Here is a 26890-nt window from a genome sequence, read left to right on the forward strand (position 1 = left end):
CCCGGCAATTACATGAAAGGCCCCCGCCATGACCCCGCTTTCTTTGACTTTGACCGGCTTCAAAGGCATTCGTGATGGCCTTGGACGCACATCCATCACGATCGACTTCGCCGAACTGACACAAGGCGCAGAACTGGTCGCCATCACCGGCCGCAACGGACGCGGAAAATCGACCATTCTGGATAACATGACGCCCTACCCCGTCATGCCCTCCAAGGCTGGCGGCGACGGACTGGGCGCGTTTTCGTACTATGACGAGATCTACCTTCCGGAAAGCCAGAAGGAATTGATCTGGGCAATGGGCGACGCGCGCTACCGCAGCCACATCGTGATCCGGGACCAAGGCAAACGTAAAACTGAAGCGTACTTGCATACGTACCGGGAAGGTCGCTGGCACCCCGTACGGCTGGAGGACGGCACACTCTCTGACGGGCGAATGGAAACCTATCAGCGCTGCGTCGAAGGCATCGCGGGCCGTTGCGCGACGTTCCTGAGCACCGCATTTTCCGCTCAGAACCGCCGCCAATTGGCTTCCTTTCGACATGCCGAGATTAAGAGCCTCCTGGCAGACCTGCTGGGCCTGGATGCGATTCGCGCTCAAGGCGAGCAGGCGAACGACACACTCCGGTTACTGCGCGCGGGCCTCCTGGGCTTGCGCCAGGCACAGACCAACCACCAGGCTGAATGTGCCAGGCTGGACACCCAGTTGCACAGCCTGGACGACGCGTCCCAACAGCTTGCACTCGCACGCCAGAACCAACAAAACGCCGCCGAGCGCCGCGAAGCGCGACGCGCCGAGTTGGCAAGACTCACTGCATGGCGCGAATCGGACAGCGTGCATGCGGCACGACGCCAGCAACTGCGACAAGAACGGCGTCATGCCATGGAGCTGGACCAGACGGCGCAGATTGATATCGATCAGCAGGAACGCGACACCAGGGCGGGCATCACGCGGCTTGAGCAAAACGCGGCACAGCGCGCGGCGCAACGCGAGCTCAACCTGGCGTCCCAGCGAGCGCAACTCGCCACGCTACGCCGTACCATCCACAGTGGCCGCCATGTCCAGCGTGCGGTCACGCGGCAGGCGTTGCTGCGCGTTGTGCTGCAGACGCGCGACCAGGCATTGGCGCATGCAGCGCAACGGGTCGCTAGACATGACGCGATCGACGCCGAGATCGTGGTCAAGGAGGCGGCTCTGGTGGCGCTTGAACGAGAAGCCGGGCAGGCAGCGCTGTCCGAACAACAGCTGCGCCGCCGCTTCGGCCTGACGAATGAAGTGCCCTGTTCCGGCACGCATTTGCAAGCGCACTGCAAACTATTGGCCGATGCGCGGGCGGCAAAGCCCCTGCTTCCCGACGCTTCAGCAAGCATCGCCAAGCTGGAACATGATCGGCAGGCATTGCGCTGCGCGTTGCTCAAGCTCAAGGCACAGGCCGCCCTCGGCGCAGGCGTGCGGGATGCACTCCGGGTAGCGCAGGCCAAACGCTGTCGCACCGAGGCGCGGTTATCATGGGAGCTTCAGTTGGCGGCACGGCAGGCAGATATTGCGCAAGCCAAGAACCTGGTCACCGAGATCGAAGAGCGTCTGTCGGCCTTACTGCACGAGGCGCCGGCCGAACAGGCTGTTTTTGACGCCGAAGCGGCGACTCTGGGGTCCCGGCTCGCAGACCTGGGGCGGCGCAGGTCAGAACAGTATGATCGCCACAGGACGTCGTTGGCCCGGATTGACGCGCTCCTGACCGAACTGCCACCTGCGTTCGACGACGCTGCGCTGGCCCGTGCCGTCGCGGCTAACGCCCAGGCTGCGGCGTTCCACGCCAGCGCGGAACAGGCGCTGGAAGCGGCGCTGGCCGCCGTGCAACGCCGTGAAGCACTGCAGCATCAGCGCGCCCAATGCAGCGCGCATTGCCTCGCCCTCGATCGCCAGATCTCCAGGGTCGAGGACGAGATCGTCCGCTGGTCCCTATTTGCCAAATGCATGGGCAACGATGGCATCATCGCGCTGGCCATTGACGATGCTGGTCCCGAACTATCGTCGAGGACCAATCAGCTGCTGCTGTCCTGTTATGGTGCGCGTTTCACGGTTGCGATCAACACCCAGCTTGCCAACGCCAAAGGTGACGTGAAGGAAGGGTTCGAGATCACCGTGCACGACGCAATGCGCAACACCTCCAAGAACGTCGCCAAGATGAGCGGTGGCGAGCGCATCTGGATCAACGAATGCCTGACGCGCGCGATGGCGCTCTACCTGGCCGAAGCATCCACCTGCCGCTCCAGCACCCTGTTTTCGGATGAGGCCGACGGTGCATTTGATGCTCAGCATAAGCGCCAATTCATGGCCATGAAACGCGAAGTGCTGCGCATCGGTGGCTACACTCAGGAATATTTCATTTCTCACACATCGGAACTCAGCGCCATGGCCGATGCCGTGATCGATTTGGATCAGTACATATCGACCGACGTGCCGATCGACTAGCGGCCTGCCGCAACAATTCGTGCTTCGGAACGCTTTGGTTTAAACCGGTCTTCGCGCTGCGTATCGTCATCGTAGCTGTAGCCTGCCACCAACAAAACAGAAGTTGGTTGTGCGCGCGGTTCGCACCGCGAACGCTAGCGTGCTAACGTATTGACATCACCAGCCGTGGCAATTGGCCAATCGAAGCCAAGCCGAAGGGTGAATATGGAGACAATTGTGCCATTTGATCTTCCGGAACGCCGGACAGGCGTTCATATGGCAAGCGTCGTGGACGGTGCGCTCGTCCTGGCCGCGAAATGCGGTTGGCGCTATGCCATTGCCTATCTCATCAGCGAACGAGTCCCATCACCGATCATCCAGCGATTGCTTTTCGGCGGCGGAAAAGTCCGCAACCGTTCCGGCATTGCCGACGATGCGCCCAGTTGGCGGGGCCCCGACGCCGATGACATGAAAAGCCTCTTCGATTCGTTACGCCAGCGTGAGCCGACACATCCGTCGACCCAAGGCGGGCCGCCACGCGCCTCGCGCGCGTACGCACATTACGACAGCGACTAAGCGCCTGGAACAAGCGCCACGCGGCCTCACGAAACGTGGCGCGCACGGATGTTCCTACGCATACGGCATGGGCTATCGTACGTCAAGCAGGAGGCGCTACTCGGCCTAACCGTCCTACTATCGCCCGCACCCATCGGCTGCGCCAAGCTGCCCAACTTATCTACCTCGAAACGGCCCCCAGTCGGGCTGCTGGCAACACCTTGGGCATGCTCGCCAGCCGGCTCCCTATGTTCAGCGAGCTCCCTCACGCACTAGACTGCGCATCCTCAGCCAGTACCATGGCCTTACGGTACGTCACGGAGAAGGGGCATCGAGATGAGCTTGTTTACTGAACTGTTTGCGCTGACGAAATCCAGGCGATTCACCATGATCGCCAGTTCCGATCATGACACCGGATTGCTGACCCTGTGCATGATGCCGCGCGTGATGAACGAAACAGAAGGGCATTACTGCAAGGGCCTTACTTTGACCGCCAAGCCGGAGGACTTTGACACGGACTTCGTGACGCTCATGGCCTCATACCGTATAAAAATCATCCCGCTCCTGGACCAAGTAAAGGAAGCGATGGACGCCATCGAGACGATGGCACGGGACGTCCAATTGGCCGGGACGTCCAATCCGTCTGCGCATTCCAGCGCGACGAGCGTGCCCTCGACATTGAAGCCGTCGATGAATGAGCCTGCCGCATTGCGCGAAAGGGCCGCGGCATACTACGCTGCGTCGGCGGGCGACTGCGACGCAGACGACGAACCAAATCTTGACTGGATGAAGAATCGACAGCCGGAGCTTTTCTAATCGGAGCCATGCCCATGATCATCACGCTCCCCGCCTCCTCCTCGCCCAAAAGGGATGAGCACTTCTACTGCGCTACGCGGTTCGTGGCGTCGTCATTTCAGCGCATTCTTGCAACGCAGAGTGGTCTGACGGGCACCGATTCCTACTGCCTAGCAGGCCCAGGTCCTGCTCCCAACTGGCCATTCCACTGTGCGGCTCGGCATAATTGCGGGCCACATCGAGGCATCAGCTCGCATCCGGGCGGCAGGCGGTGCGCTCCGATTTCCTTGAATGCGGGATCGGCGTCACTATCGCTGACACGAAGGTCACCGGGCGCCCCACATACCGAAAGAGAACCGGCGTCTGCCAGCCCAGGAAAAGGGCTGGCAGACGCCGGAAAGGGGCATATCAAGCTTCTAATGCTGCAGCAAGCTTGGCTGCTTTCTGAACGAGCGCCTGTTCACGACGCGGGCAGACATCGTAGCCGTGCCCCCAGCGGTAACTACGCACGCAATGGCAATCACATCGCCGCGCCAACGCCGACATGCGTGCAGCGACAAAGCCGTCCATCCACATACTTACCAACTGCGGGCGGCAGGCGATAACCATGGGGACGCTCGTTGCGCCCTGAAAAAAGGCATCAAAGCCGAGTTGATGGAAGCGCTGGAAGGCCTCGGTCATGCGCTCCTCGGTTTCCGGCAAGCGGACATCGAATGCAGCGCGTGCGTCCTCAAACTCACGGCACTCCGATTGGCCCGGCACCAACCCAGCGTCGTCCCAATTTGCATTGGGACACGCCGGTGCGGACCATTCTCCCGCGTCAGGCAATCTGGTCATGGTCGAACTCCTCGGGCATATGAAGCAACGAGTGCTCGTCAATGCCACCGTATTGCGAACATATGTCCCGTGCGGAGCACAGGACGCCATTGCGTAAGTTACAGAAGCAGATACAGGTACGGTTCGTCCGAATGAATGGCGTGCCGTCCTTCGACTGCAGCCTGCACCCTGGACGCAACGCTTCCAACTGAACGACGACAGGTTCGTTGCAGGCGCTGTCTGCCGCACGCATCGCCGCCTCGATTACTACTGAACAGTCTGATTTCATGTTGACCTCCGTGTTCCAACACGTTGTGTTCCCTCAATTGCAGATGTCGCCATCGTCGCGCTGATCGCGTGGTCAGCCAAAACGAAAGCCTGTGGTTGAATGCACGGTTTTTCGTGCTTATCATGAACTGCAAGCTGGCATGCCTTCGGGCATCGCTGACCAGCGTCACCAATCAGGAGACTGCCTCTTCGGCAGGAAGACATGCTGCGACTGGGACAACACGTTCGATTGACTCCGAAGGAGATCGAGTACTTCACGCGCCTTACGGGCTTTGCACCAGTGGGCATCAAGCGACTCGACGACCTCCATTCCTATATCAAGCGCTGCAAACGCCATTACTGGGGGACGTCACCCGATACCGTGGCATTGCACCAGTTGATCGACGACGCCCTTTCCCGCTGCACAGGTTCCGGCTAACGGCTCAGGCCTGCTTCGCTTTGGCCTTCACAGCCTCTTCCGGCGCCGCGTTCGACTTGTCGGCCTTGCCGTTACGTCGAAACTTGCGCATCTGCCGCACCGCTGGTTCATCGGTGCCGGCCCACGCCACAGTGACAGCCCCAAGGAAACCAAGTCCGTCTCGGATAACCTCGATAGGCCACCCGATCAGCAACCTGCCAACGAGATGAAACGCTCGAGCCACATGTTTTGCCCTTGCACGACGCGCTTTCCCTTGCCTGAGGGACTGCCGGCAGCGCAGATACAGACCGAAATGCCTGGCCTTGACTTCCCGATCCGACTCCAGTTGCTCGATCAGGTCCGCGGCAATCACCGGATCACCAGCCTTCCGGTAAAACTGCACCCAGACCCTTTCTTCTTCCCTGCTTGTCCAGCGATCGGATTTGGAACCACGACGAATTTCCTTTTCCACGATAACCTCCATCGAAATCGCGGAAGCTCGCCCCCCATACGGGAGCCACTGCTCCCGCATCAGCACGCAAATGATTGGTCAAGACAGGTGCTCTTGCCCTTTCCAACTCATCCTTCGTCACACGGATCCACGCAGGATCCGAAGAAAACGTCGCCTGACATTACAATGACCAGGTGCGAAGAACAGCACTCAGAACACGCTTCATTCCATGCCGCGCCACAGCCAATGGCGGACGGACCAACGCGCAGATATCGCTGTCCCCGCAACCAGCCCGTGACGGCGTACGATGCCGTTCCTTGCTGCTTCCTTGCCGAGCATGGGGCCAAACCTGGCGATGAACCCTCGAGTTCTTGGCACCGCAAAGGCCGCCAAGCAAAACACAAGCTGCGCCGTACTGGATAGCGGGATTGAGCTTTAGGGACATGATGCTTCTCCTTCGAAGAAATGAGGAAACAGCAGTGCCCCGGCCGGGGATGCTGAGATCCCCAAGCGATGACACCGAATGGCGTCATTAGGATAGCGCTCGGCACACGAGCGAAAATAAGGCCCAGGAATCGAGAGACTCCGGGCCTTAACCTTGGAAGCGAGGGAATTACGGGCTTCCCATGGTGCGATTCGCATCGCACCTTCGGTACCCAGTACGAGCTGGGCGGGAGACAACCACTTGCGTGGCAACACCAGGTAGCGGACCTGGTACTGATTGACGGGTGACGACCGCAACGCCTTCGGCAGAACCGCCGGAGGATCTCGCTACAATTCCGTGATGGAGCGTGGCGAGAGCATTGTGAGAGCGATTCTCACAGTAAGCAACGATATTTTTGCACCGGTTTCCCGGACCTTCAAGGATTCTATCGGGAACGTCCACCGCAAATGCATAACCCCTGGAAGGTCATTGCTCAACCGGATCAGTCGCAAGCTCCCTCTAAGAGCGGTTTCACCAGTTGCACAACCACCTTGCCTTTCGCCCTGCCTTGCTCAAGGTACGCGAGCCCCTCCTTTGCCTGGGCAAAGGGAAATACCCGATCAACCACCGGGTACAGACGCGATGCAGCGAGGTGCGCGCCGATCTTTGCCAATTGCTGTCCATCCGGACGCATGAACAGAAAAGAATAGCTGGCTTCACGCTGCTTCGCCTTTCGAATGATTTTTCCGCTCAGCAGGCCGAACACGAACTTCATCAGGAAGTTCATTCCGCGCTGCTGAGCAAATGCCGCATCCGGCGGCCCGATCAACGAAACGATCTGGCTGCCGGGCCTGACGACCTGCAGCGACTTTTCCAGTTCGCCGCCGCGCAATGTACCAAGCACGACGTCGTAGTCGCGCAGTTGCTCTTCGAATTGCTGCTTTTTATAGTCGATCACTTCATCCGCGCCGAGCTTACGCACAAATTCAACATTCGCGGTGCTGGTCGTCGTTGCGACCTTGGCGCCCAGTAGTTTCGCCAACTGGATGGCAAAGGTGCCGATACCACCTGCACCTGCCGGAACAAAGACCTTCTGGCCTGACTGAAGTTTGGTTCGTTCTACGAACGCCTGCCACGAGGTGAGCCCCACCATTGGAATTGACGCAGCCTGCACAAAGTCCAGGTTCTCTGGTTTCAGCGCCGCCGCGTGCTCCGGCACTGCGGCGAATTCGGCGAGCGCACCGACGCCGAGGTCAAAGGTGCTGGCAAATACCGCGTCACCGACTTTAAACCGGGTCACCCGGCTCCCGACTTCAACGACAACGCCGGCGAGGTCGCTGCCCATGGTCGCAGGCAATTGAAGTTTGACGATGGGTTTGAAGCTCCCGGTAGGAATCATGTTATCGATGGGATTAAGTCCGGCCGCGTACACCTGGACCAGGATCTCATCCGGTTTAATCGTGGGCTGCGGAAGGTCCGCGAATTCGACGTTCTTTGCACCGCCGTAGCGCCGTAAAATTAATGCTTTCATCGAACTCTCTCCTAGACCAGGCTTAAATCCTTGCGCAAGCCGGCATCAACCAGGCCCGCTGGCGCGAACGAGCGCAACAGGCGCAGGCGCTTTGCCAGGCCGCCAGCGGTGTAGCGCAGCTTTGGCTTGCTTACCAGCGCTGCTTTCAATACAGTTTCCGCAACCACAACCGGCCCTTCGGCGCCAGCCATCGCTTCCTGCACCCGGCGGGTCACGGCGTCCCGCACTTCGCCGTAAACATCCAGCTTGGCATCAGGCTCCAGCAGGTTGGCATCGAATGGTGTCTTGGTGTACGCCGGTTCGATCACGATTGAGCGAATACCCCAGTTGCGCAATTCGTGGTCCAGCGATTCCGAATAGCCCTCGATGGCATGCTTGCTGGCCGCATACAAGGCGCCGTATGGCATCGGAAGGAAGCCCAGCACGGAACCGATGTGAAGGATGCGCCCCTGCCCCCTGCTCCGCATATGCGGCAGCACGGCGCGCGTCATGCGGACCACGCCAAAGAAGTTCGTGTCGAAAATCGCTTGCGCCTGTTCGATCGAACTTTCTTCCGCACCCGCTGGAGCTACGCCGAAGCCCGCATTATTGACGAGCAAATCGATACGCCCTTCGATGGAAATCACTGCCGCGACTGCGGTTTGCACCGAATCGTCGCTGGTCACATCGAGAGGCAGCATTTCGTAAGCCCGTTTCTCCCCTTGGGCGCCGCGGCGGCTGGTGCCGTACACCGTGAAGCCAGCCTCTGACAGGCGCGTTGCCGTCGCCTCGCCAATGCCGGACGAAGCGCCGGTAACCAATGCAATCTTTTTCATAACGTCGGTATCCTCTCAAGTCGAACAGGGCATATGATGCCCATCATATTCGCAAGTAAAAAAAGGCGCGGCCTGAGCGCCCACATCACTCTGCGGCCGGTGAAAATTGTTTTAGAGCTGCTGCACACAGTGCTTGCGACAACTTGGGGTCGTCGACCGCGCGCGCCACCATCGTTGTACCAATCAAACCGCATACCAGTGCCATTGCCTGCTCATGCGCCTGGGGCTGGCCCCAGTCCGGCAATTGCCGCGCAAACAAGTCGATCATCTCCTTGATGTGGATGGTCGCCGCGCGCCGCACCTGCGGCGCTTGCCTCGGCATTTCCGAGCCAAGTGCCGAGACCGGACAACCGGTTTCAATGGCCGCGATGTGTTCTGGGGACAGGTACGCCTGCATCATCGCCTGCAATGCTTGCCCTGGTGGAGCTGTCGCCGCCACGCGTGCCGCCAGCGCCACCGATTCGGCACCGGCACGATCCCCCGCTTCAGCGAGCAGCGCATCGCGCGAATCGAAGTGCGCGTAGAAACCACCATGCGTCAGGCCCGCCTCCTTCATGATGTCCGCGACGCCAGTACCGCTATAGCCGGTGCGCCGAATCGCGCGCGCGGCGACTTCCACGATACGCTCGTGCGTTTCCTCTTTACGACTTGGCAACTGGCGCGGGGTGGCTGTCTTCGGCATGATGACCATCATATACCAGTTTCCCGAAACGTGCACGAAGAATCCACGGGTACTGCAGATATAATATCCGGCTCGCAGCAGAACCTTTAGAAACAGCGAATGAGCGATATCGAACTGCCTTTTCGGGCCACCACCAATGAAGCCTGCGCCTGGCTGGCGCAGCAGACCGGCTCTCCTTGGACCCTGGCCCGACTTCTCGAGAACGGACTGACGCCAGTCGTCTGGCTTGACTACGATGCGGCATATCCCGAACTATTCGGCGATGCCAATGGCGGTTATGCGGCGCCGATTTTCTTCCAGGACGATATTGCCCGCCTGGCGGCCGGCAGCGAAGATGTGCTGATCACGTTCACGAAGGATGCCTACAAACTGCCGGCGCGCTTGCCGGCGCCGGGATTTCGTCGTTCGCTCGACGCATTGCGCTTCCCAAAAAAGGACCTCGAGCGGCTCGCCGGAAAACTCAAACACGAGGCGCGCCCAGCGCAGCAGCAAACGCAAATCCCGGGCGCAAGCGAATCACAGTTCGGGATTAACAAGGCCGCGGTGCTGGCTGCGTTTTCCGGTTTCGTGCACCTGGACCTGGCGCGCGAACTGGATGCGGCGGTGGGCATCTTCGGCGACGATGGCGCTCGCGTCAAAGCAAGCGCCCGAAAGTCGACACGCAACGCGGTGTGGAATCCTGTCACGCTCGCCCTGGGCCTGCACGACATCCACCGTGTACCGCTCGGCACTTTAAAGCGCGCATTCAAATCGCACGACTTTCTCTACGCTTGGGAAAGCGATTGGGAAGAGTCCCTTCGTTTGCTGGGTAAATAGGCTCCTGATCCCGAAATTGGCGCAACACTGTCGTCGTCCAACGTATCCTGCACCACGCTTTCGTCAACGGGATGGATCTTGTACCAGATCACCTACATCGCAGGCAGAAAGTCCGGCGTAAGAATGGTCCCCGCAACAGTTCCGCCGATCAGGGTGTAGGCGAGCGTGCCCCGGAACACGGTATGGGGCCGCGGAATAATGGCCAGGATTGCCGCCAGGGCGCTCAGGATCACCGACCTGGCGCGCTGCACAGTCGCTTCTACAAAGGCGTGGAATGGATCAAGCCCCGACCTGACAAGGACTGTCAGACGGGGGACGGCTGACGGCTGACGGCGCCTTTGCGGAAGTTCGCTTTAATAGCCTACACTCGCGCCGTTTTATGGGATGCTGTGTGTCCGAGTATTGAGCTATCAACGCTCGCTGTGCGCGTTCTGGAAGATTGACAAAGTATTGTCGCACTACTGCCCCAACAAGCGATTTCAAATAGTGCACCTTCCAATAGAGGTGCAGGGTCTTTACCGTCCCAATAATCTGGGTTCAACGCTCCACCTCCAACGCCGGTGTTGTAGAAGGAGGCTGGCGTTTCATGGCCCAGTGCCTGGTGCGGTCGCTTGGCGTTGTAGAACGCAACCGTTGTACTTCGCCGGTCAGTAAGCCCGAGATTTCCAATCCTCCATGCGCCTACCACATGGAGAATTGTTAATGTCATTCCCCCTTGCCTGCGTCGGCAACCAATACGCCAGGACGTTCAGCGCCTGTTCTAATCTTAAGCCGGTGGAAATAAACCCTCGATGCTCATGGCCCCTCAATCCATGAGCATGTGCGTTTGGAAGTTAATCGCCATCGCCTGAATGATTGCCGCAAGGATGATCGGATTATCCGAGCCCTTGTAGGACTTGAGGTAAATCTCCTTCGCCTTCTCCAATTGCTGTTCAGTGAGGTTGGCGATGTACTGCAAGTTTTTCTCGCTATCCGTGCTCATGATGATTGCCCTCCATGTGAATTAGTTGGAAAGGTCAGCAGGGCTTGCGTACCTTTGCTCAGCGCTGCGTTAGATGCTGCGAATTGGCCGAAATCTTCCCACATGAGCAGTTCCCGCGACATTTTCTCGGATGTCCGATAGGCAGTTTGCCAAGTCATTCATCATACTAAGTCCTACTGCGCGATGGCATCGCACGCGAGGCCACGTGGACTGTAGCCCCTGCCCTTTGCCACGCCTGGAAACAAGAACAACATAGCCAGCGAAGCGTTGCACCTCACATGGACATCAAGATTCCCGCCAAGTAAGAATATGTTCTTGCGCCAGCGCGTGTGCCTCAACGATCGCGGCCCTTGCGGCGTGAAAGGTCGCAGTAGTCATGGCTTCGTCTAAGTGCTCCGAGCGTACCGCGGGCATGCTAATCCAAACCAATTGCGAATGAAATCCATCGGCGACTTCCTTGACCGACACCTAATCTACATAGCCATCGCAGTACTTATCTCGTCTGCCGTCGCAAGTGAATATTGGTGGTGCATCTGAACCTCTTGATCGAAGATGACTGGCTACATCATTCATCTTAGCGCGCTTGGGGTGGGCTCATTGGGCATCGCCGACCAATGACCTACCTCGAGAACGATCTCCCGCCCGTTGAGAACAACGAATAACTGACTATTTTGTCCCGAAGTGTGAAATTCAGCACGGTGCGCCTCACATTTTCGGTATACGCTCAATGCAAAGATTACCGACTTTTGTCTGGTTCAGAAGGAGCTTTAGCTCCACACGCCAAACGTTTCAAGATCCGCCGGGATTCTTGAATCGCTGCCCACCTCGGGTTTGGCCTGCATTTGTGGGCCGCTTTCCGTTGGCTGAGCTAGAGCCTAGCTGTTTCGCAGGATGCGAAGTCGCTGCGGTTTCGTCGGCCGCCCCCCCACGATCAGCACGCGGCGCTTGCCCGACTGATGTCCTTCGCTTCGTCTGCGGGTGCAGCATCGCGTCGACTGATTTCGCTGGCACCGATCGATTGCGTTGCTCCACCCGATGCAGAGAGTCTCATGGCCAAGGCGGCTCCCCGCGTACGATTGGCGCGCGGCTTGGATCGCGCCGGCAAAGACACAGGACGGTGACAAAGGACGAGAGTAGAAGCCGCAGTGCATCGAAAAAAGCTGCATTCGACTTTGGACTCGGACAGCCCTCCCAGCATGTTCGACAAATAGGCGTTTTCGTTCATGTCGCAGCTAAGCTACACCGCGATTTATAATCTGATGCCAGACAAAGGTTGCCTGGCTACTCTGTAACACTGATCTTTGTCCCGCTAGCAGCATGCCGTTGCAACCAGTGGTGCCGTTGTAACCCGGATGGCAGGCAACACGCTTCATGAGCGCACCGCGCGCGATGCATTCAGTGTGCCCCTTGCAGCGTAAAGTCGATGAATCCGCGCTCCACCGACGTGGATACCAACTGTACTTGTAACATCTGCCCGAGTCGCAATTCCGGCAGTTCGCCAATGAGGCGCCCCTCTGCCGGCGGTGTAAAGATCCTGACCCAGATGCCCTGTGCATTCACGCCCGATACAATGGCCCGGAATTGCTGGCCAACTGAATCATGCAACAGCAAGGCTGCTTCAGACTTACGCATTTGCCGCTCCACCTTCCGCACGGCGTCCTCCTGACCTGTACAGTGCACTGCCAGCTCTGACAACTCGGCAAGCGAATAAGGTGGAGGACCTCCCGCCAACGCTGCCTTAATCAAGCGCTGCGTTACCAGGTCAGGGTAACGCCGGTTCGGTGCCGTTGAATGCGTATAGTCCTGGACGGCGAGTCCAAAGTGACCAATTGCCTGCTCCCCCGCACGCTCGACAACATATTCTCCGGCCCCCATCAGCTTGATGATTTCGAGCGAGAGGTCTGGAAAGCTCGCCGGTGCCAATCTACGTTGGCGAGCCAGGAAACGTTCCAGCGCCGCGCTGTCGGGTTGGGCCGGCAGCTTGACGCTATAACCATCAGCCACTTGTACAATGCGCGCCCAGCGTTCCGGTGAACGTACCACCCGCCGAAGGGACACGCCGCCATGCACCATCAGAAAACGCGCTGTGCAGCCATTGGCGGCGATCATGAATTCTTCGATGAGCTGGCGCGCGCGATTGTGTTCCTGCAAACGAATGTCCGCAATGCGGTTCCCGTCGAAGATAGCGCGTGGTTGAAAGCTGTCAAATTCGAGCGCGCCTTGCGACTGGCGTCGCGACCTGAGCACTTGCGCCAACTGGTCCTGCATGCGCAATTGGGCCTCCAAGCCGGCTACCGCCTGCACCACGTCGGGCAGCGATGTATGCCCGTCCAGCCATTCTGATACCGCATCGTAAGCCAATTGCGCCTGGTTGCACACTTGCGCCCGGTAGATCGTCGAAGCCAACAATTCGCCGTCCGCGGAGAAATCCATCTGAACGATAATCGCCAACCGGTCGACATGGGGCGCCAGCGACGTAAGATTCGTACACAGAATCTCAGGCAGCATGGAGAATACGCGGGCTGACGTATACACTGAAGTGGTGTTCTGCCGCGCGTGCACGTCGATCGGCGAGTCTTTCTTCACCAGCGCGTCGACGTCGGCGATCGCTACCAGTAGACGCAGGCAACCGACTGCATGCGCTTCGCACACGGTGAGTTGATCCAGATCGTGCGAGTCGTCGTTGTCAATCGAACACCACAGGAGGTTTGTGAGATCTTGCACCCCTCGGTCATTGTCCCGCGCGGGCGCTTTCAACCGGCCAAGTTGTTGATGCACAGCAAGGGAAAACTCGGGTTCCAACCCTCTGCTGAACATCGCCAACGCTGCAATAGTTGCCAGGCTGGCCCGGTGGTTCTTGATGGCGTGGCGCATTCACGTCCCTCCGCGACAATTCGCAAGCCTGATTGCATCATACGGTAAAAGGCTCAGCCTGGTGCGGGCACCTACAGCAGCGGCGAGGATACACTGAAGACCATGGCCAGCGTCCATGGCGAAGCGAGGCCTAGCTTCACGACTTCGCCTTCACCATAGTAAAGGAACGATCATGTATAGGAGCCTACTCACTTATGCCGACGGGACGGCCGGTCAGACTGAACGATTACAGGTGGCAGCGCAGCTTGCCACGTCGTTCGGGGCGCACTTGATCGGTACCGCCGCCTGCGGCGGACCAGAAATGGACATGCTGATCATGGGCTCGGCTGCACTGTCCATCCTGCCGGGACTCAACTACGAACCGGTACGAGAGGCAGCGCGCATCGCACTTTCCGACTTCGATGCCGAGGCCGCCCGTATGGGGATTGAATCGCGCGAACAACGCCTGGCAGAAAGCAGCCTGGAAACGGCACTCGTACTGCAGTCGCGCTACTGCGACCTGGTCATCGCCAGCGAAACCATCCCGCCCCCCCCACCTATGTCCTCACGGCAGGCGACCTGGCGGGTTACCTGGCACTCCATTGCGCCAGACCCGTCATCGTCGTGCCACGCAACGGCGCCCCCCTCCCAATCGGCAAGCGGATCGTCATCGCATGGAACGGTAGCGCCGAGGCCAGCAAGGCCGTCGCTGCGGCAAAGCCTATCCTAAGGCGCGCCGACTCGGTCCAGTTGGTCGTGTGCAATCCGGATGCGTCGCCCGCCATGCATGGCCAGGAACCCGGCGCTGACCTCGCACAGTATCTGGCACGGCAGGACATTGACGTCACCGTCAGATGCATCCAGAGTGAGGACGATGTCGGTGTGGCACTACATAGGAAGGCTCATGATACCCGGTCCGACATGATCGTGGCCGGCGCATATGGACACAGCCGCCTCCACGGACTTATCCTTGGGGGGAGCAACGCGTAGCCTCCTGGGCGAAATGAAGGTGCCGGTCATGCTGACGCATTAAGCCCGACTGCGCACGGCATTGCGCCCCCGTCCCGTACTGGAGTGCGTTGACCTCAAGCCACCTTTCAGAGGACAACTGCACCAAGATCTTGATGATCGCAGGGCTGGACAACAAGTGCCTATCCGACCGGTTTCCACTTTCATCGCATTCGAATTCATGCGCATCAACATCGCCCCTGTGAGCAATTGAATTAGCGCGTACACTTAAAGCGTGCTTCGCGCTTGGAAGAACGTGGTTAACGCCTCTTGATCCGATCAGCCTCGCACGCTCTCTGCGATTGGTCCATGCCTTCAATGCGCGCGGTCCAACTCTTTGGCAGCGTGCATGGAAGGCATAGTGACTTTCCTTTCGCCCCAACCCTACCGCTTGGATAGTGCAGACGTGAAGGCCGGAGGGACAGAAATGGATACCACATGGTAAGAACGAAGCTGCTGGATTCAAGTGGGTCTGCAATCAGGTGGGGCAGTGTCTTGCTGAAATTGTCCTGTCCGACATTGACACGACGGCAGCACAGCCTGATGCAGGGCTTCCTTACCAAAACGCACCGGACTATCGCAGGTGCGTCAACGGTCCCTCCCGAAATTACGCAACTGCACCATGGCAGCCAATGGCGGTGACCGAGGCCCATGGATGACAATGCCCGGATCTTAGCAGTACCTACCCATCCGGGCGTACATAAAGTTTTTTATATTCACCGGAGAAGATCATGAACCGCACCACGAAGAGCCAGGATTCCACGCCGCATAAATCGGCTCATGGGAAAGCAGGCGACATTAACAAGCAGCAACAGAAGGCAGCTCGCAATGAAGTTGTCGGGCGCCATCGGGACGCCGGACAGCAAGGACATCGGGGCGCACGCTAAGTTGCTCCGATGCGCCACATTCGGTGGGTTTAACACCAATGCCCATCCGCTGAAGCCTGACAGCGCTTGCGCGCCCAATACGCGGTAACTGCAGAACGATCACTGCTGCAGATCGTTCTCCGCGCATGCCACTCGCGCTCGATTAACACTCGCGCAACTGACGCCAGCGACTTGCGAATGTTGGTCCGGCATTAGGCGATGCCGCCAGCGTGCAGCCGCGCCTTCAAGCGCGAACACGCTTACAACGTACATTCGGTCTACAAATGTCGGCAGCGAAGTTTTGGCACGCGAACGGCTATCCTGGCTTGGATTGCGGTGTGCCGCCTAGGAATGTCTAAGCGAACCAACTTGGTCGCAGTTGTAGTGGGTGACTGCCGCGGTCTTCTGCACCCTCATGCCATCGGCAAGATCTCGGTCGTCTGGAGAAGACCGTCGCTTGCCACGGAAATATCCAACACCCCCGTTCTTTCATTGGCAAGGCGTACCAATTCGACCAGGACCTCTTTATTGGGACCGCCCTCTTCCAATCTCTGGATGGCGCCAGACGTGATCACATAATTTCCGCAGCCTGGCGCTACGCAGGTAATGCGCTGCCGGTTCCCATGATCGGCCGATTCGCACACGGCGCCGACCGTATTGCACAGAAAGCACTTCAATTCCATCAAATTCCTTGTTAACTAAAACCAGATGACGATTTTGCGCATGTCGACGATCATTGGAAATAATCGCTTAATGTCCGCATTTGCAGTGCCCGGATGGGCGCACGACACGTCGCCACACTTCCATCGCCAATCGTGCAGCGCCCAACTATATCATTTCAGTCCACTACAGGACCGCGGCCTTGCGCGGCCAGCATGATCAAGTATGGCCACGCCGGTCATACCCTAAATCCGTCCGGGGCCTGGGGCACGGCACGCGAAACTTACTTGTGCAACAAAGCCAGAGGGCGGCACGAACCGGATTTGTGCGCGCCACGTTCGTTCACCTATCACCATGACTATCACCTGGCCGAATCGATCCATATATATGCTTAGGAGATGGCGTCTCCGCATGCTATGGTCAGTGGCTGCCCTGACTTTATCACTTCCAGACCGCAGCAGTGCAATCACTGAAGCGGAGACCATATGAAAGATTTCACCCGACCCGACGAAGGCATGGCCTTGGTTGTCGATGCAGCAATCGACATGGAGGCATTTTCGGGATGCGTGCTCGCATGGCAATACCTGCACATGCATGCCGTTCCACAAGGTGTCGCGCTGAGGGTGCTCTCCCAAAATGGCCCACGGCGCGCTTCGCATTCCAATGGTCAGCGCGCATCCTTGGAACGCCCCTCAGCTCACCGCGAGCAAGTTGCCGAACATTCGACCGAAGTAGCTGCAGCAGGATTGGGAGCCGTCCTCAAGTTTCGCATACCGAGGACAAACATTACTCTCTCCGAAACGATCGATCAGGCCATCGAGATGATGGGGGTCCACAATCGGTACTACGCCGAAGCCCTTCTGCGAATCCATGCCGTCAAAACGCCGGTCATCATGCGGGTTCTATTCGACGCGGCACGTCGAAGGAGCATTGGCTTTCCAACCACCCCTCTAGTACCGGCACGGGGCATTCGTCTGTTGCACGCGGTCTGAAACAGCTTCCCCACAACCGGACGTGGAGTGGTGAAGACGTCATTCGTACATCTCGGTTTCTTCGCGTCGTATCCTGCGCAGCGTGACGGTGGATTTCTGCCGTCAACGTTTCGATTCGCTCCGCCATCGCCCTTCTGAACTCTTCCAGCTCAGTGTTCTGACGGAGCAGCTCCAACGTTTGTGCGGAGTGCTTGCTCGATGCAACGGCGCTTGCTTCCCGGTACTTGGCATCGACTTCGGCATGCGCCTTGTCCCGCGCCAGTTGGCGCATTTGTGCAAGCAAAATGCAGTCGCAGGCCGTCAAAAGAATGTCGGAAAATAGGGCATCGTGGCGCGCTGAGGGCGACTGGAGACATTCATGTTCGGCAAGGCGGCCTCGTTGACGTAACGATTTTGTTAGCGTCAATTCGGCTATTTATATATATAGTAATGGCCCTTCAATGTGCAATACTCTTAGTAGGGAGGAAGTGTTCAATGAATAACGCACCTGCGGGAACACGCCGTCGTGACATATGGATGACTGAGCTCGTACATTATGGTGTTACTTTACGTACCATTATTGGTCGCGCGGAGGCCCACCGCTACCTGCTTTCTCGGTGCGCACCGCAGCATGTCGTTGACCGTGTACTTTCCTACCTGGGCGGGCCGCGTCGCCCCTAGAACTACATGACTTTCGGTGGAGATAGTATGCCGATTTATCGTTCCGAAGGACTACGTGCATATACCGAGTTCGAAGCGGCGCTTGCCGAAGAACACGCGGTAGTACACGAGCTGGCTCAGTGCGCCAAGATAGAGTTCTACGGCCTGGTCGCCAGCGATCTCTTTGAAAGGGTTGCCATCGCCCATGAGAAGATGCTGGCTGCCTACAAAACCATCGAGTGCTTCAAGCAATGAGTTGTGCCGATTCGTCGCACCACGGATGCTATGTGGGCACGGCTCAATGTTGTGAGCAATAGCGAAGTCGTTAAAACCACGTTCCATCGATGTCCACACCGGTCGCACACCAGACAACTGGCTCATCGCCAAACCAGTTTGTTCGCCCGCCAGCCAACCGGCCTTCGGCTGGTGAGGAAACGCGCCGATTCCAAGCCCCCTGAAGATTGAGCCCTGTGACGGCGCCACGGTGGTGCGGTCCCACGCTTGATCCGAGAAAGAGGGCCGCTTCGGATTGAAGGATGTTGATGCGCCGCAATGGGATCTCGTGACATCAGGTATCCTCTCCATTCTTGGACAGGGGCGCGAAATGACCATAGGCGAATTAAAAAGGATTCTGAGCACATTTGACGACAACGAGCTGGTGCTGGTGGAGGCTGCTGCTGGCGGCTTTGAAGAGCCTCAGGTCTACGTCGCGGCAATTCGACAACGGCATGGCAATGAGTTCCAGGACCCGTTCGCCAGCGAATACGTTTCGGGCGGCGCGGGGGCAACAGGTACGGTGGTTGTCGGCACTTCTCTTGGGCTCCTGATGACGCCGTTCTAGAGCGCTTCTACACTGATATTGCACTCACCGAATCATGATGCGAGCATGGCGATTAATGCGTGTTCCGGCACCCAGTCTCTCGGACGCGGCCGAAACAGCGCACCATACGCGTACCGGAGCATCAGGCCGAGCTAAAGCAACGAACGCAAGACCGATGGGCTGCGGCCCATGGCTGATATTGCGCTGTTCAACCCTGACAGAGTTCGTCGCGCATTCGGTTTCGCAGACCATCACACATTTTGTTCTCCCAAGTCTCGTTCGTCTCATCGCCCGAGAAGCCTTGACGGATGGGGTGACAAGCCTCAGCGTAGGGGCCTTGCTGCAGAGAAGCACCTTGTATCACCAGATTGCTTGCCAATGAGCCGGCGCTACACAGCACAACGCCTCGCTATCAGATAGGCGAGAGTTCGCATGCGGATAGATTGCCTCACACGTCACGGTTGCCAAGTGCCCGCGCAAATTACACAAGAAAACTCACCCTATCCGTGCGGTACTTCACTAAGCGCACATCAATCGGCGCGTACGCTAAGGCATGACCCGCAGACTTGATTACGCCACCGCCGAAAAGATCTCCATTGCGCTCCTAACCCGAGCGGCATTCGGAAGCGATGCAGGAATGCGGTACGCACTCTTCTATGGCCTGGACGAAGCGTTGCTGTCCGCCGTATTTGCGCGGGGTCGGGATCAGATCCGAAAGGACGTACGAGGCGTCAATGTCCTTCCGGACCGCCGACTGCACAGGAGAGAAGTTCGTCATTAGACTGGGCTGCGCCAGGATCGTCCGGCATCCGTTGGCGCACATCGCTTCCACCCTGCGTTAGCAAAGAATGTGGCCGCAAGCGCGATATGGACGGATCGTCGGTGCTGCTGTTCAGCTGTCCGCGCCATCGGATCCAAAACTGTCAACCTGAATCACCTTGTCAAGCGCCCGCAAAAAATCCAAGGCACGTGGCGACGCCGAGGCCGCCGCGATCTCTTCGAAGGGTTTGTGCTGCCGAATGGCGCTGCCAAGGCGCAGCGCTTCCTCCTCCCCCAGTTCGCTCGCCAGCCGCAGCGCATCATGCAGATCGCACAATCCGCCGCTCTTTGGCATTTCCACATCCGGACAAAGCAAACGGACCACTTGCGGATCACGCAGCGTATCTGCGATCGCCAACGTTTCCATGTCGTGCAATCGGCGAATTGGACTGAGCCCACGCAGTGCGATCAGTCCGGCGACGCGCAATAACGGGTTAGGCAAATTATCGAAGAGCTCGCGCAACGCCTGGCTGGCGAGCCAAATCTGCCTGCGCACCGCACCACGCGCCACCGGTTCGATACGCGCATCGGATTGCCAGGCATAGCGCCATATACAGGCGCTGGCCATATACAGATGCGACAGGACATCACCCAGTCGTGACGACAGCAACTCCAGCCGTTTCAGGCGGCCGCCGAGTACGCCCATGCAGATGTCACTGGTGAAGGCAAACTTGGCGGCGAGCCGCGCAATCTTGCGCGCTTCGCGCTCGAAGCCTGCTGGCACCTCCCCCACCAACGGCGCATGAACCAGGCTGCGCCAGAAGTTGAGTACGAGATGCCGACCGTGGCCGAGCAAGGCCTGACCTAATGCAGCCGGATCGCCTTGTGCGACGGCATCGATTTCCTTCAGCACGAACGGATGGCAACGTACCGCACCCTGACCGAAAATGATCAGCGCGCGGGTCAGGATGTTGGCCCCCTCAACCGTGATGGCGATCGGCGTATGCCGGTAGGCGTTCGACAGCAGGTTGGAAGGACCGGCGCAGATCGCTTTTCCACCCAGGATATCCATGCCGCAGTTGATGGCGGTGCGCCCAGCTTCCGTCACGTGGTACTTGAGAATCGCGCCGGCAACACTGGGACGCTCACCTTGGTCGAGAATGCAGGCAGTCATGCGCCGCGCGGCATCTGTGGCATATAAATCGGCAGCCATCAGTGCGAGCGGCTCTGCCACGTTGTGGAAGCGCCGAATGGGCAGGCCAAACTGGTTGCGTAGCCCCGCGTAGCCGTTGGCGACATAGAGACTCGTTTGCTGCAACGCCACGCCCAACGCGGGCAAGGAAATCGATCGTCCCGCTGCGAGGCATTCCATTAACATGCGCCAGCCGATGCCAACGTTCGCCTCGCCGCCGATGATCCAATCGAGTGGAATGAACATGTTTTCGGCCTGCACCGGGCCGTTCATGAAGGCGCTGCGCATTGGCTTGTGGCGTGCACCAATCTCCAAGCCGGGATGCGGCACCGGAATCAGTGCGCAGGTGATGCCCAGCTCTTGCTCTCCGGCGGGACGGGCCGGGTCGATCGCGTTGAAGGAAATGCCGACGACCGACGCCACCGGCGCCAACGTAATATAGCGCTTTGAAAATGTCAGGGCGAATCCCTTGGTCATGACGCCGTTCCAAAGGCGTTCCGTCAGCACGCCGACATCGGGCATGGCGGCAGCATCCGAACCGGCATACGGCGAGGTCAAGGCAAAGCACGGCAGTTCCACGCCACGCGCCAGACGCGGCAGATAATGATCTTTCTGCGCATCGGTACCGTAGCGCAGGAGCAGTTCGGCCGGACCGAGCGAATTCGGGACCATCACCGTCACTGCCGCGGCGATGTTGACACTGGCGATCCGCGTCACCACTTCGGCGTGCGTCGCGTGCGCGAATTCCAGTCCACCAAAGGCGCGCGGGATGATCATGCCGAAGAAACCATGTTCGCGCAGGTATTGCCACACTTCCTGCGGCAGGTCGTGCGCTTCGTCGATCGCATAGTCGTCCAGCATGCGGCACAGTTCCGGCACGCGCCGATCGAGAAACGCCTGCTCCTGGGCATTCGGGCGCTGGACTGGAATGGCGGCAAGTCGTGAGAAATCGACTCTGCCCTCGAAGAAACAGCCTTCAAACCCAACCGTACCGGATTCCAACGCGGCGCGCTCTGTGTCGCCGATTTTGGGTAAGGCCTTGCTGAATGACGGCAACGCCAGCCGTCCGAGCAGAGTCGATAACATGCTATCTCCCTCGCAGCGCGTCACGAAACGAGCGCCGGCGCGGTCATCGTACGCTCCGAACCAATCCACGCCAAGTTGTTAGCGGCAAGCAACGGTACCGGAGCAACGGCCGACACACACAAAAAAACTTAATGCTTCACGCGACCACGCAGTGGCGATTTCGCCTGGCACGCATGACGATCCCGCCCGTGACTCATGGCCGCCCACGCCATGGCCCACCAGGCGGCTTTAAGCTTCTTTTCGATCTTGGGTTCGGTAGAGAGGCGCAACAAGGCCAACGTCATCCGTTTGCGCGTATAGATTTCGCGAAATCTAGCACCAGTGCGCATCGTTTAGTTCGCATGAAATGCTGGAATGTCCCAGTTCCGCCACATTCACGTTCCGCAGCAGAAACCAGGCGCTTCCTGCATGGGTGGGCACGCCACCGTCCCGTAAGAACAAAAGACGCAACAATCGCCCGCCTTCGGCCGCAACATGGTGTGACAGCTCTCGCATTCATAGTGCCATTGGCAGGCATCCTCGGGCATTGTCTCCCATTTCATGTGACCGCAGGCCGGGCACGTCAATACAGAGTCCAATATGATTTCGCTCATCACGCTTTCCACCAGGCGTTGATAGGGCTCGTACCCAATGTGCTCACTCCCGACGCAGTAACGATTCGTAGGCGGACCGGAATTGATCGTCGCCAGCCCAATTCGCTGCAATCTGCTTGGCACCGGCTCTTGCCGAAGCAATCACAAGGGTCGCATTGCCTCGATGACGTAACACGAATGGCCGATCCTGCTCCTGCGCACGAAAGAAGGCCTGTGCTGCCTGGTCAGGATCGCTATACTCGGTACCGCGCTGACCGCTCTTGCAGACCACGGTATATGCGGTACCGCCACTACGACCGCTCTGCCCATCATGCATCGACGAGATCGTCATCGCATCCTCCAATGCATTAATTTCCGCTTCGACAACAGCGTGATCAAACGATCACCACTGAGAAGAATTATTCCACTAACACGCAGAAATTCATAGGTACCCGCGCCGCTTCAGCCGGTGTGCACGAACAGGCCGCCGTTGAAATTCTTGCGCTGAATCGCATCGCCAAAATCAAGCAGATGCCCCCGACAAATATGGGTGGAATAGCGTTTTACCTGCACCGCCAACCAGCCAATTCTCGGGTTCCAAACCACGCCATCGACACCTCCATCACCAGAGTAGCTCCGGTTGCGAAGTACCAACAGCCCAGCATCTTCAAGTGCCGTCATGGCAACAGAACAAGACATTGCTCGACTGGCTACGCTCGCTGTATGTGTCCACGTCTTGGTCGACATAGCGCTTGGCCAGAGAAATTATGTTGAGTCAGGAACATCGGCATCAATAGCTGGCGGGCGCTGTGCAGCCCTACTGCGCATAACAACTGGCGAACCTAAATAGGCATTGCTGATCTGAGGCCGGTTATGCCCGAGCTGACGCGCCACCTGACGATAGGCATCTTTCATCGATGCCGCATCAACCAGTGGTTCGCCGTCCTGCACCGGCGCCTTCACCTTGGCGATATCGAAATACAGGTCGCCGGCGAACTGATGGCGCAACCCGTGCGGCGTCACACCTAGCTCTTTCTTTGTCAGCCCGACTTGGCGCACCACGTTCGAGAATAGATCGAGCGACTGCTTCAATGTCAGACCAGGTCGACCGATGTGCCCGCGCGGGCCGTGTGCGAGCTGAATTGCTTCATCCAACGCCCCGCGCTGATCGTCACTGCGTACCGCAGCGAAACGCAGCCGACCGCCCTTCGTTCCGCGCTTGATCCTCAAGAAGCTGATGTAACGTTCCCCTGGTGGATGGCCCGCCGGCAACGCATGGGCCGGCACTTCTGCCTCAACGGGGCTGAACATGACCGCCTCCTTTCGCCGTAATCCGAAGGAAATCATCATTTGCAACTGCGCAGCGACGTGTCGATCAATGGCGCGCACCTGCGCGATCTTCTGCATCACATCGACTCCGTGGCGCTCCCAGCCTTTGTCAATGATTGCGCAATAGCTGCGCCTGACAAGGTTTGGGTCATCAACATAGCTTTCCGCCGCCCTCACTAGCCCGTCCTTCTTGATCCAGCCGGCAAATACGCGGAGGAAACTCATCTGCTGCTGGATGTAGGCTGCACTGTATGGGATTTTTGGCCAATCCGGGCGGGTACTGAATGCCGCTGCCTCGGGACCAGTTACTGGTCGGGCGGTCCAATACGCCATCAGCGTTTCAATGTGCCTGGCGCTAAGGTTCCGGGGCGCCGTATGAAAACCCATGGTCCGCAGAAGCGTGAAGATCCGGAATAGACCCTGACGGCGCGCCTGCCGCGTGTTAAACGAAATATCCTTCTCGCGTTCCGCGTGAGCATCATTGTGCTCTTGAATGATCGCGCTTAGTTCTGCCTTCCAATTGCTGTTGTTGGCCATACCTCGTTTCTCCCTTTTTCCACTTACGGCCGGCCCTCGCTGGTCGCCCGGTCGCCGCAATAACGTGGGACGCAGGCGCCCACCGGCGTCCTGATCACGCCTAATCCATCCCTCATACTTCCAACGGCAACGCCACTGCCTGCACTCACCGATGTAGGCCACGATGTCGCGCGCTAGAAGCTGGCCACTGCTTCCACCCGCAGGAAAGTGAATCCCCTTCCAGGCTTCCCAATCACTGGAGGTTTTGGTGGACAAGGGTTTGCCCGAAGGCGCGGCTTCTTAAAAATGCTTATGTGATCGGCGAGCGAGTTTCCTCCGCACCGCCATTCCCCGCTACTTGAGCGAGCTCCGCCGCGCGAGCGCAGCAAAGACATGGGTGTCAGGCCAATCCACCTTGGCCCTGACGAGTAACCTCCTCCCCACGGTTGTCCTCCAGCCCTGCCACCAGGCCGCTGCGTGTTGTCGCCCGTACCTCGCTGGCCGGGGCTTCTGTGGCCCCAGTACCGACAAAGCACCGCAAGCGGTGACCGGACGACGGAAGGATTGAGATGAGAGACCGAACCGCATCGCGGTTCCAGCGCCCGAGGTCGAGCCCAAGGCAAATCACGACGCACGATGCGTCAGGGTGCGCGAACCGTATAGGTAAAGATTCGCGCGCATGTGGAAATACGTCGTTGAGAAGATCGGAAGAGAAGCATGGCGCCATCGTCCTCCCCTTAAAGGATCGGAGCTGATGGCAAGCAGGCCGACGATTCGGCCAAGTCGAAAAGACATGTAGACAGGCAGGTCACGACTGCAACGGGCGCGATCGACGCCACCGCCGCATTCTGAACGCGATGTTCACGGAAGCGGGTCCGGACAGTGAACACAGCTTAGGAAAGGATTTTGCCGATGTCAAGGCTGGATTTCGGCGCGATAAATTGTAGATTTGGGCCCAAATAAATGTGTAACTGCGCGTATGCGAAGTTCGCCCCTATGAAACGCGCGAAAGTAGGATACCTCTGATTGTAGGCACCAGCGTTTGCACGCAGGCCAACCGCCGAGGTCGTTGGCAGCACGGCCCGGAGCGCCCGGCCCACGTTGCAATTGCACTTCAAATGAAATGGCCAGCGGCCAAATCCGCACTCGGAATTCGTTCCTGGATCGCATCCGTGTTGAAGCCAGCATCGGTTCCAGCCAAACCTCCAACAAAAGCCCCGTGATTCTCCTCCGTTTTCGTGTGTACCGCGCGGACAAGTACGGCTATCGTCAGCATTGAACCAATGGAGGGGTGCATGGAACTGATAGTCAGGGCAATCGACGTCGGGCGTGGCAATACCAAGTTCATCACCGATATCCGGAACGGCGAGCCGCAATGCGCCATGTTTCCTTCGCAGGCACATCCTGCGGAGGCCGCGTACGAACATGAGGGCTGGGGGCCTGGCCGAAAAACCGTGAGCATCCCTGTTGACGGCCTGGTCTACGAAGTCGGTCCAGACGTGCATCTCGCCACCGACATATTCAATGCCAACGTCCTCCAGCACGACCGTTACGCCGAGACACCTGAGTATCTGGCCCTCGTTCTTGGTGCGCTTCATTATATGCAGCTCGACGCGATCGACCTGTTGATCGTCGGCCTGCCAGTCGCCACCTTCAAGCTGAAGCGCCACGTCGCCGCACTCGAACGCAGGCTTACCGGCGACCATGAACTGGCCAAGGGACGCCGGATACGGGTCAAGCGCGTCAAAGCGATTGCACAACCGGCCGGTGCCCTGATGTATTACGGGCTCATGCAAAACCGCGTGACGCAGTTGCGGAAGGAGCGCAGCCTCATCGTCGACCCCGGCCGCCGGACCTTCGACTGGATCGTTACCCAGGGCATGCAGCAGATCGACAAGCGAAGCCACTCGGTGCCTCGTGGCATGCATGACGTGCTGCACGCCATCGTCGATGGCATCAGCCGCAACACCGGCGCACACTATCGCGAATACGAGCTGGTCGATACCGCGCTGCGCACTGGGAAGAAGTTGATCGTGTTCCAGAAGGACTACAACCTCACCCAACATCTTGCACTGGCAAAGAAAGTTCCCGAGCAGGCGATCGCTGAAATGTTGCACTACGTCGGCGATGCGGGGGATATCAAGAACATCATCCTTGTCGGCGGTGGGGCGTTCTTCTACAAGCCTGCGCTGAAGGCGGCATTTCCCAACCATGCCATCCAAGAACTGAAAGATTCGATCTACGCCAACGTCAAGGGGTTCCAGTACGCGGGAATAGAACTGGCCAAGTCTCTGCCGGGAACGAAGGGGCAGCTCACGTCGGCCGCAGCAATCATCGCAGCCCAACCAGGAGGGCCGGTCAATGAATGACACGCTACGCATTACGCTTGAACTGGTCCAGGCAGACAATCCCCCACTCTACACTGACCTTGCCCGATTCCCCAAGGGGCCGCGTCGTGTCAATCGACTGCGAACGCTTGCTTTCGCCGGGCTCCTTGCGCAATGGGCCCCGCACGTCGCGCCAGCGGAGCGATTTACGGCGCACGACGACAGAGGCAATGCAGAATTGTCGAAGGCTACACTCGAACTGTT

The 26890-nt window shown here is 58.6% G+C and carries 24 protein-coding genes and 1 pseudogene; 11 read left to right on the forward strand and 14 right to left on the reverse strand.

All coding sequences use genetic code 11. From position 1 onward, the window contains the following. The first annotated feature begins 28 nt into the window (after window positions 1-28). The 3 genes from GM658_RS05815 (at window position 29) to GM658_RS05825 (ending at window position 3826) form a co-directional block, all read left to right on the forward strand. A complete protein-coding gene (locus GM658_RS05815) occupies window positions 29-2476 on the forward strand; it encodes a DNA repair protein (RefSeq protein WP_155453050.1) in 2448 nt (815 codons plus the stop codon). Between the two features lie 255 nt (window positions 2477-2731). Continuing rightward, window positions 2732-3031: a hypothetical protein gene (locus GM658_RS05820; protein WP_155453051.1), complete on the forward strand. Its 300-nt coding sequence runs from the start codon at window positions 2732-2734 to the stop codon at window positions 3029-3031. A 315-nt stretch (window positions 3032-3346) separates the two neighbouring features. Then, a complete protein-coding gene (locus GM658_RS05825; protein WP_155453052.1) occupies window positions 3347-3826 on the forward strand; it encodes a hypothetical protein in 480 nt (159 codons plus the stop codon). A gap of 387 nt (window positions 3827-4213) precedes the next feature. Here the strand turns inward: GM658_RS05825 and GM658_RS05830 are convergent, their stop codons facing one another. Next, window positions 4214-4642, reverse strand: a complete 429-nt coding sequence (locus tag GM658_RS05830) for a hypothetical protein (protein WP_155453053.1) — start codon at window positions 4640-4642, stop codon at window positions 4214-4216. A 496-nt stretch (window positions 4643-5138) separates the two neighbouring features. Between GM658_RS05830 and GM658_RS05835 the strand changes: the two genes are divergently transcribed. Next, window positions 5139-5327: a hypothetical protein gene (locus GM658_RS05835; RefSeq protein WP_229416773.1), complete on the forward strand. Its 189-nt coding sequence runs from the start codon at window positions 5139-5141 to the stop codon at window positions 5325-5327. A gap of 4 nt (window positions 5328-5331) precedes the next feature. Here GM658_RS05835 and GM658_RS05840 read toward each other — a convergent pair whose 3' ends face one another. The 4 genes from GM658_RS05840 to GM658_RS05855 form a co-directional block, all read right to left on the reverse strand. Continuing rightward, a complete protein-coding gene (locus GM658_RS05840; protein WP_155453055.1) occupies window positions 5332-5778 on the reverse strand; it encodes a hypothetical protein in 447 nt (148 codons plus the stop codon). 905 nt (window positions 5779-6683) lie between these two features. Beyond that, window positions 6684-7712 (reverse strand): NADP-dependent oxidoreductase, encoded by a 1029-nt coding sequence (locus GM658_RS05845; RefSeq protein WP_155453056.1) that lies wholly within the window; start codon window positions 7710-7712, stop codon window positions 6684-6686. Between the two features lie 11 nt (window positions 7713-7723). After that, the gene (locus GM658_RS05850; protein ID WP_155453057.1) at window positions 7724-8527 is read right to left on the reverse strand and encodes an oxidoreductase; all 804 of its coding nucleotides are present in this window, start codon (window positions 8525-8527) and stop codon (window positions 7724-7726) included. 85 nt (window positions 8528-8612) lie between these two features. Continuing rightward, window positions 8613-9221, reverse strand: a complete 609-nt coding sequence (locus GM658_RS05855) for a TetR/AcrR family transcriptional regulator (RefSeq protein WP_155453058.1) — start codon at window positions 9219-9221, stop codon at window positions 8613-8615. An 87-nt stretch (window positions 9222-9308) separates the two neighbouring features. Between GM658_RS05855 and GM658_RS05860 the strand changes: the two genes are divergently transcribed. Continuing rightward, window positions 9309-10025, forward strand: a complete 717-nt coding sequence (locus GM658_RS05860) for a hypothetical protein (RefSeq protein WP_155453059.1) — start codon at window positions 9309-9311, stop codon at window positions 10023-10025. 92 nt (window positions 10026-10117) lie between these two features. Here GM658_RS05860 and GM658_RS29225 read toward each other — a convergent pair. The 3 genes and pseudogenes from GM658_RS29225 to GM658_RS05875 form a co-directional block, all read right to left on the reverse strand. Beyond that, window positions 10118-10318 (reverse strand): annotated as a pseudogene (locus GM658_RS29225) (hypothetical protein); the annotation flags it as partial. Window positions 10319-10830: 512 nt separating this feature from the next. Next, window positions 10831-11007 carry a hypothetical protein gene (locus GM658_RS05870; RefSeq protein ID WP_155453021.1) on the reverse strand — a complete coding sequence of 59 codons (177 nt, stop codon included), beginning with the start codon at window positions 11005-11007 and terminating at the stop codon, window positions 10831-10833. Between the two features lie 1395 nt (window positions 11008-12402). After that, the gene (locus GM658_RS05875) at window positions 12403-13881 is read right to left on the reverse strand and encodes an RNB domain-containing ribonuclease (protein ID WP_155453061.1); all 1479 of its coding nucleotides are present in this window, start codon (window positions 13879-13881) and stop codon (window positions 12403-12405) included. A gap of 172 nt (window positions 13882-14053) precedes the next feature. On the opposite strand from GM658_RS05875, the gene GM658_RS28820 reads away from it, so the two are divergent. Further along, complete coding sequence (locus GM658_RS28820) at window positions 14054-14590, forward strand: hypothetical protein (protein ID WP_170298689.1); 537 nt, start codon at window positions 14054-14056, stop codon at window positions 14588-14590. Between the two features lie 1009 nt (window positions 14591-15599). Next, window positions 15600-15755, forward strand: coding sequence for a hypothetical protein (locus GM658_RS05885; RefSeq protein ID WP_155453062.1), 156 nt, complete (start codon window positions 15600-15602; stop codon window positions 15753-15755). Window positions 15756-16147: 392 nt separating this feature from the next. Here the strand turns inward: GM658_RS05885 and GM658_RS05890 are convergent, their stop codons facing one another. Next, window positions 16148-16417 (reverse strand): hypothetical protein, encoded by a 270-nt coding sequence (locus GM658_RS05890; protein WP_155453063.1) that lies wholly within the window; start codon window positions 16415-16417, stop codon window positions 16148-16150. A gap of 462 nt (window positions 16418-16879) precedes the next feature. On the opposite strand from GM658_RS05890, the gene GM658_RS05895 reads away from it, so the two are divergent. The 3 genes from GM658_RS05895 (at window position 16880) to GM658_RS05905 (ending at window position 18866) form a co-directional block, all read left to right on the forward strand. After that, window positions 16880-17386, forward strand: coding sequence for a hypothetical protein (locus tag GM658_RS05895; protein WP_155453064.1), 507 nt, complete (start codon window positions 16880-16882; stop codon window positions 17384-17386). 687 nt (window positions 17387-18073) lie between these two features. Next, window positions 18074-18280, forward strand: a complete 207-nt coding sequence (locus GM658_RS05900) for a hypothetical protein (protein WP_155453065.1) — start codon at window positions 18074-18076, stop codon at window positions 18278-18280. Window positions 18281-18554: 274 nt separating this feature from the next. Next, entirely contained in the window at window positions 18555-18866 is a 312-nt protein-coding gene (locus GM658_RS05905; protein ID WP_155453066.1) for a hypothetical protein, read from the forward strand. A gap of 871 nt (window positions 18867-19737) precedes the next feature. Here GM658_RS05905 and GM658_RS05910 read toward each other — a convergent pair. The 5 genes from GM658_RS05910 to GM658_RS05930 all read right to left on the reverse strand — a co-directional run bounded on the left by GM658_RS05910 (window position 19738) and on the right by GM658_RS05930 (window position 24320). Then, window positions 19738-21882, reverse strand: a complete 2145-nt coding sequence (locus tag GM658_RS05910) for an acyl-CoA dehydrogenase (protein WP_155453067.1) — start codon at window positions 21880-21882, stop codon at window positions 19738-19740. A gap of 374 nt (window positions 21883-22256) precedes the next feature. Beyond that, window positions 22257-22475, reverse strand: a complete 219-nt coding sequence (locus tag GM658_RS29230) for a GDCCVxC domain-containing (seleno)protein (protein WP_155453068.1) — start codon at window positions 22473-22475, stop codon at window positions 22257-22259. 43 nt (window positions 22476-22518) lie between these two features. Continuing rightward, window positions 22519-22806: a hypothetical protein gene (locus GM658_RS05920; protein WP_155453069.1), complete on the reverse strand. Its 288-nt coding sequence runs from the start codon at window positions 22804-22806 to the stop codon at window positions 22519-22521. A 110-nt stretch (window positions 22807-22916) separates the two neighbouring features. Then, on the reverse strand, window positions 22917-23135 hold the full coding sequence (locus tag GM658_RS05925) for a restriction endonuclease (RefSeq protein WP_170298690.1): 219 nt from the start codon (window positions 23133-23135) through the stop codon (window positions 22917-22919). A gap of 84 nt (window positions 23136-23219) precedes the next feature. Beyond that, complete coding sequence (locus GM658_RS05930) at window positions 23220-24320, reverse strand: integrase domain-containing protein (RefSeq protein ID WP_155453071.1); 1101 nt, start codon at window positions 24318-24320, stop codon at window positions 23220-23222. 1274 nt (window positions 24321-25594) lie between these two features. On the opposite strand from GM658_RS05930, the gene GM658_RS05935 reads away from it, so the two are divergent. Next, window positions 25595-26668 (forward strand): PRTRC system protein D, encoded by a 1074-nt coding sequence (locus GM658_RS05935; protein WP_170298691.1) that lies wholly within the window; start codon window positions 25595-25597, stop codon window positions 26666-26668. The last annotated feature ends 222 nt before the right edge of the window (window positions 26669-26890 follow it).

It is taken from the genome of Massilia eburnea (genome assembly GCF_009720745.1).
Lineage (GTDB): Bacteria > Pseudomonadota > Gammaproteobacteria > Burkholderiales > Burkholderiaceae_D > Rugamonas > Rugamonas eburnea.